Source organism: Succinivibrio sp. (genome assembly GCF_045124615.1).
GTDB lineage: Bacteria > Pseudomonadota > Gammaproteobacteria > Enterobacterales > Succinivibrionaceae > Succinivibrio > Succinivibrio faecicola.
The window spans coordinates 1-7,944 of sequence record NZ_JBGVMC010000300.1; the positions used below are offsets into that span (position 1 = coordinate 1).

Genomic DNA, 7,944 nt, shown 5'->3' on the forward strand with positions numbered 1-7,944 from the left:
AACAACCTTGTTGTCGTGCTTAACCTTCATGAAGCGGTCCTGATAATCCTTGTTATCAGCAAATTTCTTTAACTTCTCGCATTCATCTAAGTTTAGAGGCCAATCCTTACCTGAAACCTCATTGTAGATGTTTGCTAAACCTGGGTTACATGCTAGTAACCAGCGACGTGGGGTAACACCGTTAGTAACGTTGCAGAACTTGTTTGGCCATAACTCAGCATACTCTGGGAATAGGTCTTCCTTAACAAGCTTAGAGTGAATCTTAGCAACGCCGTTAACCTTACCTGATGTGATAACACATAGGTTAGCCATACGAACCTTACGGCACTCGCCTTCTTCGATAATTGAAAGCTTAGCCTTGATATCGTTGTTGCCAGGCCACTTCTTCTCAACAACATCGTTTAAGAAGTGATAGTTGATCTCATAGATGATCTCTAAGTGACGTGGTAATAACTTCTCGAAGATGTATACAGGCCACTTCTCTAAAGCTTCTGGAAGTAGAGTGTGGTTGGTGTAGTTGAATGACTTCTGAGCAATATCCCATGCTGCATCAAATGATAAGCCTTCCTCATCGATAAGAAGTCTCATTAACTCAGGAATTGCAATTGTTGGATGAGTATCGTTTAACTGAATAACGATCTTCTTTGCAAACTCTGAGTAGTCATGGTGATGAGTACGGTTGTAACGACGTAAAATATCACGTAATGAACATGCGCAGAAGAAGTACTGCTGAGTTAAACGTAATTCCTTACCAGCTTCAGTTGAATCGTTAGGATATAGAACCTTAGATACAGTCTCTGCAAGTGACTTTTCAGCCTGTGCATCAACATAACCACCAGCATTGAATACATCCCAGTTGAACTGCTCAGTTGAACGAGACTCCCATAAACGGAGAATTGCAACTGATGAACCACGGTAGCCAACTACAGGAATATCCCAAGGCACACCCTTGATGATTGTAGCAGGATGCCAAACAGAGCTTACTGAACCATCAGGTGCAGTCTGCTTGTCAACATAACCACCTAGTGGTACGTTCTGAATTGATTCTGGACGGCAAACCTCAAGTGGTGAACCGTATTCACGCCATGAATCTGGACGCTCAACCTGCTTACCACCACGGATTTCCTGACGGAATAAGCCGTTCTCATAGTGGATACCGTAACCTACACATGGGTACTTGCAAGTTGCAAGAGAATCCATGAAACATGCAGCTAAACGGCCTAAACCACCATTACCTAAAGCCATATCTGGCTCTTCTTCACAAACTTCGTTGATATCTAAGCCTAACTCTTTTAAGGCATCACGTGCGATATCAAATTTTTCAAGATTGGTTAGATTATTGATTGTTAATCTACCCATTAAGAATTCTGCTGATAAGTAGTGAACTGCGCGAGTATCATTCTTAGCATGAGTTTCCTGAGTATCAGTCAATCTGCCGAAGATATCTTCATTTGCAGCTGCAACTACAGCCTGCCACCAAGCAAGCTTGCTTGCCTTTGCAGGAGATGTACCAATAGTGGTACGTAAGTGATTAAGAACTGATTCTTTGAATTTAGCAACGTTCTGCTTGTAATCTGCAACAGGTGCAGCCTTTACAGCATTGCTTTGAGTTGTAGTTTTTTTAGGGGTACTTTTAGTTACCATATAAAAATTTCCTCATTAACACCCTTATAACCCTGATTTTGAAAAGCTTATTGCAAATTCAAATCAGAATTAGATCACATATTACACTATTTTTAATAAAAATTAAAACCTTAATTCTTCAGGAATCGGTAAATTTTTATCAAGATCGCGTGGACGCTGATTAGTTTTACCTTCCTTAAAGGCTTTCATTCCCATAACCCATGCTAACAAAGATGCTACGGCTTTGAATAATCCTCTTGGAATTTCCTTGTTCAAATCTGTTGTATAGTACAAAGATCGTGCAAGTGGAGGAATAGGGATCACAGGAACGCCACTTTCTCGTGCAATTTCCTTTATTTTTTCTGCAATCTCATCTACACCTTTTGCAACGACTAAAGGAGCTGTTTCACCCTCTGGATCATATTTTATTGCAACAGCAAAGTGTGTTGGGTTGGTTACCACAACGTCTGCTGTAGGAACATCCTGCATCATACGTCTTGCAGCCATCTGGAACTGCAACTGCTTGAGTTTTCCTTTAATCTGAGGATTACCTTCTGTATCCTTATATTCATCCTTGACTTCCTGCTTACTCATTCTAAGCTGCTTTAGGTAATGCCATTTTTGATATGGAACATCTATCATGATTATAGGAATCATTGCACATACAACGATAACCATAAACTGAAACAGAAGTGAAATTGCTCTTTTGATTCCTGCATGAGGATCAATATAAGACAGCCCCATTACCTCATAAATTCTGCCAGAGAGTGCAAAATAACAGAATGATGCAATAAAGACTACTTTGAAAATACCCTTAACAAGTTCAATAATTGAATTTAATGAAAAGATCCTGCCGATGCCTGTAATAGGATTTAACTTGTTGAATTTAGGCTTTAGAGCTTCTTGTGAAAAATTGTACCCGCCAATCATAATATTTCCTATGATTGCAAGTACAAAAACACAGAATGCGATTCCAATAATTGGTATGGCAATAGACAGAATATTCTGTACAAATATTCGCCTGAATTCATCAACAGAGTAAATCTGATCTCGAGTTAAGGAAAAGCTGTTCATGATAATCTGACGAAGACCTGATCCTAATAAAGAGGAAAAAGCCCATATAGACAGAACACCACCTATCAGAACAAAGAATGTACCAGCTTCTTTCGATCTTGGAACCTGGCCTTTATTTCTGGCATCAGCAATTTTTTTACCAGTCGGTTGTTCTGTCTTGTCGTCATTATCAGCCATAAGCTACCTAATCAAGCATATCAGCCTTATCACCGTTTTCTTCAAGCCACTGACGTCTATCTTCTGCTCTGCTCTTTGAGAAAAGCATGTCAAGAAGAGCAAAAGTATTATCATCAGATTCTGTAGTTAATGTTAACTTCATAAGGCGTCTTGAGTTTGGATCAATAGTTGTCTCTCTTAACTGAGCAGGATCCATCTCACCTAGACCTTTGAATCGCTGTACTACGATATTTTCAGCTTTTATTCCCTTTCTTATAAGAGCTTTTTTCTTGCTTTCAAGCTCAGACTCATCAAGGGCATACTCTTTAATTTTAGGACAATCAATTCTAAATAGCGGAGGACATGCCACATAAACATGACCTTCTCTTACAAGTCTTGTGAAGTGCTTAACAAAAAGTGCACACAATAAGGTACCGATGTGCAGACCGTCAGAGTCCGCATCAGCTAGAATACAGATCTTGTCATAACGAAGACCATCTAAGGAATCTGAATCAGGTTCAACACCGATTGCAATTGATATTGATCTGATAGCTTCAGATTCAAGAGCTTTTTGAGCATTAACCTCCCAGGTATTAAGGATCTTACCTCTTAAAGGAAGAATTGCCTGATAGCTTGAATCTCTAGCCTGTCTTGCTGAACCGCCTGCAGAATCACCCTCTACTAAGAACAGTTCAGCACGGCTTGGATCAGTTGATGTACAGTCAGATAGTTTTCCAGGAAGCGCAGGGCCCTTACTTACCTTCTTTCTGTCAACAACTTTTGCCTGAGATTCTCTGCTTTTAGCTGAATCAATAATAAGATTGGCAATTACAGTTGCAACTTCAACATTTGAATTAAGCCACAAGGAGAATCTGTCATAAATAATGCCTTCAATAATTGAGGCAATATGTCTTGATGAAAGTTTCTCTTTTGTCTGACCTGCAAACTGAGGATCACGCATCTTAAGTGACAGAACAAAAGAACAGTGATTCCATACGTCGTCTGCAACGAGTTTTAAATTTCTTGGCAGAAGATTGTGCAGCTCGCAAAATTCCTTTATCGCACCTGTAAGACCTGCTCTAAAACCATTTACATGAGTACCACCATCAAAGGTAGGGATTAGGTTTACAAACGATTCTCCGATTGTGCGTGCGCCTGCTTCAAGCTCCCAGCATACTGCCCACTCAACTTCCTCATCCTCATTTATAACCTCACCTGAGAATGGAGGATTAGGCTCAACAACACGGCCACCTACAGAATTTGTCAGATAGTTTGTAAGATTACCTGAATATGACCAGCTTTCCTTTGTATCATGTACTCTGTCCTCAAAATTGATTGTAAGACCTTTACATAATACAGCCTTTGCCTTTAACAGATGCTTTAGCAGAGAAACATCAAACTTTACATCATCAAAATATGGATCATCAGGCCAGAAGTGAACAGATGTTCCAGTCTCTTTTTTAAGACATGAGCCAATCTCAGATAACTCACGAACCTTATTGCCATTTGCATATTCTATTTCATAGACAATTCCATTTCTCTTTACAGTTGCAACAAGCTTTTTTGAAAGAGCGTTAACAACAGATACGCCCACACCATGCAAACCGCCTGAGAATTTATAGGCCTTAGAATCAAATTTACCACCGGCATGAAGTTTTGTAAGAATAAGCTCGATAGCTGGGATCTTCTCTGTAGGATGAATATCTACAGGCATGCCTCGTCCGTTATCAGTTACCATAAGAGACTGATCTTCAAACAGAACAACATCTATTACAGTAGCATATCCTGCAACAGCCTCATCAACGCTGTTATCAATTACCTCCATACCCAGATGATTTGGATTCTGAGTATCAGTATACATACCAGGACGGCGTCTTACAGGTTCAAGTCCCTTGAGAACCTCAATAACATTGCCGGAATATTCGTTTTCGTTTGTGGCCATACTTTGATTATCTTATTTTTATGAATTAATTGTCTTAAAAAAGGATAAGACACAATTGAGTTTATTGCAAAGCAATGAAGTTATAAATGTTATCAATATTGATTATATTTTGACTAGTGTCGTATTGAAGCTTTTAGAATAAGGAAATATAAAATCAGCTTCTATTTTTTCATTTTATCACTATACAAATAGTTAGATAAGTCCATATATTCAAAATGAAAAAATAAAGAGCTGATTATTTGAGCTATTAATCATATGTCTTGTAATACTGACATAGACTTACAGTTGCCATAAGACCGCTGTTGTGCTGATTTTTAAGCTTGATGGTTGCTGATATCTCATCGCACAGTGATTTTACAATCGCAAGACCAAGACCTGTTCCTTCTATCTTTGCTGTATCACCACCGATTCTGTAGAAGGCATTGAAAACCTTATTCAGACTCTTTTCGCTGATGCCAGGTCCGCTGTCTTTAATGATAATTGAAACTACAGTTCCATTCTTCTGACAAAGGATATCGCACACACCACCATTAGGGGTATATTTAAGAGCATTACTTACAAGATTTAAAATGATCTGTTTTAATTTGCTTCTGTCTGTATATAAAGTTAAAGAGCAATTTCCAACAAGACCTAAATCAATGTCCTTTTCATCTGCAATATAACCAATTTCATCGATGACCTCGATAAACAGTGTCTTAAGATCAAAGGAAACAAGTTTTAACTCTCTTCCACATTGAGAACGGGCGTACTCAAGTAAATCATTTGTAAGCTTTCTCTGTCTGCTGATAGCAAGTTTTAACTGCTCTATCTTTTCAGCTTCATCAGCAGGAATCAGACTTAAATCAAGGGACTGAGCCTGAAGAGAAATTGCAGTAAGAGGTGTTCTCATTTCATGAGCTGCATCTGCAATAAATCTTCTCTCATTTTGCAGTGCGCCATGAGTTTTATCAAAAAGATTATTGATAGCACCGATAAAAGCATCAAGTTCAGATGGAAGCTTGTCCTTTTCAACTGGTGTCAAATCGCTTTCTTTTCTTGAGTTAAGCTCTTTTGCAAGTCTGTTTACAGGAATAAACATTATGTTCACAAAGACAATAACACTTGGAACATAAAGAGCAATCAGCAGCAAGAATTCAACAAAGGAAGACAAAAGTGCTCTGCTTACGATTGCTTCCATAAGATCAAATGGCCTTGCGACAACAAATCTGATACCTGAATGATTAGTTGCAACTAGAGCTCTTACTCTTCTGTCATTGATAAGAACAGAATATAAACCATCTTTTACATTAGGAGGAAAATATACAGCTTCGCCTTTAGGAGGAATAAGCGGTGCTACAATAATTTCCTGATGTTTATCAAACAGGTCATTTAATGTAGGAATCGGAAGAAATGACTTTGATTTTTCTTTTTTCTCAGAAAAAAGAATATTTCCGTTTAAATCTGTAAAAACCTTGCGTTTAGCAGCGTTTCCACGCCATGATTTAGGCAAAATAACATTGTAGTTGATGATTACGCTTGAAATCTGAGCAAGCTCCTCATCAACATAGTCACCAAAAGAAGACATGGCCTTATTGTATGAGCGATAACAGCTAAAAGCTGTAAAGCATATACCAATAATGACCAATATCAGGCATAGTTTAAAGCGTAAGGATCTTATGAATTTCCTTTGACGACTTTCCAACCTACACCTCTAACATTTTTAATATTTGCTGCACCGACCTTCTTTCTGATATTGTGAATAATGAATTCAATTGCGTTTGATTCAACTTCTTCACCAAAAGCATAGATCTTATCTTCAATGCTCTCTCTTGATAATACAGTACCAGGTCTTCTTAACAAAGCTTCTAGCAAAGCATATTCGCGTGATGTTAAAGAATGATTCTTTACAGAGCCATCTTCTTTAACAGAAACTTCATGAGACAGAGGATCAAGTGTCAGTATTCCGTTAGAAAGTGTTGTAACATCGTCGCTAACAACCGATCGTCTTGTAACTGCACGAATTCTTGCAAGAACCTCAACAAGATCAAATGGCTTTACAACATAGTCATCAGCACCAATATCAAGGCCCAGAACTCTATCGTCAAGACCATCTCTTGCCGTAATGATTATTACAGGAGTCTTGTTGCCTTCCTTTCTCCAGGTCTTTAAAAGTTCAACACCATCAATACCTGGTAAACCAAGATCTAGCAGAATACAATCATAATCTACATCGCATGGAAGATATCTTGCATCTTTACCATCAAAAATGCAGTCTACAGCATAAGCATTGGCCTTTAGTCCAGCTTCAATGCCTTTTGATATCTGAGCATCGTCTTCTACAACTAAAATTCTCATATCAATCCCTGAAAAAACGTATTTGGTTATTTTAATCTTGTTTACTTAGCATTGTTTTAGGGGCATTATTTTATCAGTTAGACTTATTTCACAATAGATTTTGACAGAAGACCTAAAGCAAGTTTGCAAAAAGAAAAGCTTAATATTTAATATTTTTTGAAAAATTCAACAATCTGTTTGATGCATTTTTCAAAATTGTCATATGTGTGAGAGCCACCACTTTCAATATTAACGAATGCGTCTTTGAAAAATAACTTTGCCTTTTTGTAATCTAGAACCTCATCTCCTGTCTGAAGATATACAGAGGTTTTCTTTGGATTATATTCTTTAATACTAAGCTCAAGCTCTTTTAGATATTCAACGTCATCATCGGTAATTTTGAATTTTTCATGAGTATCAAAATTCTCAAGAGTTACATTTATGAGTGAATGCTCAATGCAAAATTCGGATGGATAAATACAAGGATTTACAAGAGCAATTTTTAAATCAAACTCAAGTTGCAAAACCAAAGAGAAAAAACCGCCCATAGAACTGCCAACCAAACAAAGTTCTGTCCCACTCTTTATTTCATTTTTTACAAAGTTTTTAAGAACATCTACAGCTTTGTGGATATCGTCTGGAAAATCTAAAGATACAAATTCGATGTTTGGATACTGATTTGATAATTCTTTTTTGAGTATTGTGGCTTTTCTTGCTTTAAAGCTTGATTGAAAACCATGTAGATAAGCAATTTTCATTTAGTAGCCATCAACATTGTCGTTTGGAATAAAAATATTGTTCTCTAAGCGATATACGGTTGTTTGTATAGAACCATC

The 7,944-nt window shown here is 37.6% G+C and carries 6 protein-coding genes; all 6 read right to left on the minus strand.

The window, feature by feature from the left end; translation table 11 throughout:
- Positions 1 to 1,644 (minus strand): glycogen/starch/alpha-glucan family phosphorylase (gene glgP / locus ACJML3_RS07815; protein WP_406022120.1); only part of this gene is annotated, 1,644 nt, incomplete at its 3' end.
- Between the two features lie 102 nt (positions 1,645 to 1,746).
- Positions 1,747 to 2,874, minus strand: coding sequence for a flagellar biosynthesis protein FlhB (flhB, locus tag ACJML3_RS07820; RefSeq protein WP_406022122.1), 1,128 nt, complete (start codon positions 2,872 to 2,874; stop codon positions 1,747 to 1,749).
- Positions 2,875 to 2,881: 7 nt separating this feature from the next.
- The gene (parE, locus tag ACJML3_RS07825; RefSeq protein ID WP_406022124.1) at positions 2,882 to 4,795 is read right to left on the minus strand and encodes a DNA topoisomerase IV subunit B; all 1,914 of its coding nucleotides are present in this window, start codon (positions 4,793 to 4,795) and stop codon (positions 2,882 to 2,884) included.
- A 247-nt stretch (positions 4,796 to 5,042) separates the two neighbouring features.
- Entirely contained in the window at positions 5,043 to 6,359 is a 1,317-nt protein-coding gene (locus tag ACJML3_RS07830; RefSeq protein WP_406022126.1) for a sensor histidine kinase, read from the minus strand.
- A gap of 89 nt (positions 6,360 to 6,448) precedes the next feature.
- On the minus strand, positions 6,449 to 7,129 hold the full coding sequence (locus ACJML3_RS07835; protein WP_406022128.1) for a response regulator: 681 nt from the start codon (positions 7,127 to 7,129) through the stop codon (positions 6,449 to 6,451).
- Positions 7,130 to 7,275: 146 nt separating this feature from the next.
- The gene (locus ACJML3_RS07840; protein ID WP_406022130.1) at positions 7,276 to 7,866 is read right to left on the minus strand and encodes a YqiA/YcfP family alpha/beta fold hydrolase; all 591 of its coding nucleotides are present in this window, start codon (positions 7,864 to 7,866) and stop codon (positions 7,276 to 7,278) included.
- Between the last annotated feature and the right edge of the window lie 78 nt (positions 7,867 to 7,944).

Excerpts from the sequence above, each read along its gene's own strand:
- ACJML3_RS07830 (WP_406022126.1), bottom strand. The coding sequence starts at position 6,359 with ATGTCTTCTTTTGGTGACTATGTTGATGAGGAGCTTGCTCAGATTTCA.
- ACJML3_RS07840 (WP_406022130.1), bottom strand. The coding sequence starts at position 7,866 with ATGAAAATTGCTTATCTACATGGTTTTCAATCAAGCTTTAAAGCAAGA.
- parE (WP_406022124.1), bottom strand. The coding sequence starts at position 4,795 with ATGGCCACAAACGAAAACGAATATTCCGGCAATGTTATTGAGGTTCTC.
- ACJML3_RS07835 (WP_406022128.1), bottom strand. The coding sequence starts at position 7,129 with ATGAGAATTTTAGTTGTAGAAGACGATGCTCAGATATCAAAAGGCATT.
- flhB (WP_406022122.1), bottom strand. The coding sequence starts at position 2,874 with ATGGCTGATAATGACGACAAGACAGAACAACCGACTGGTAAAAAAATT.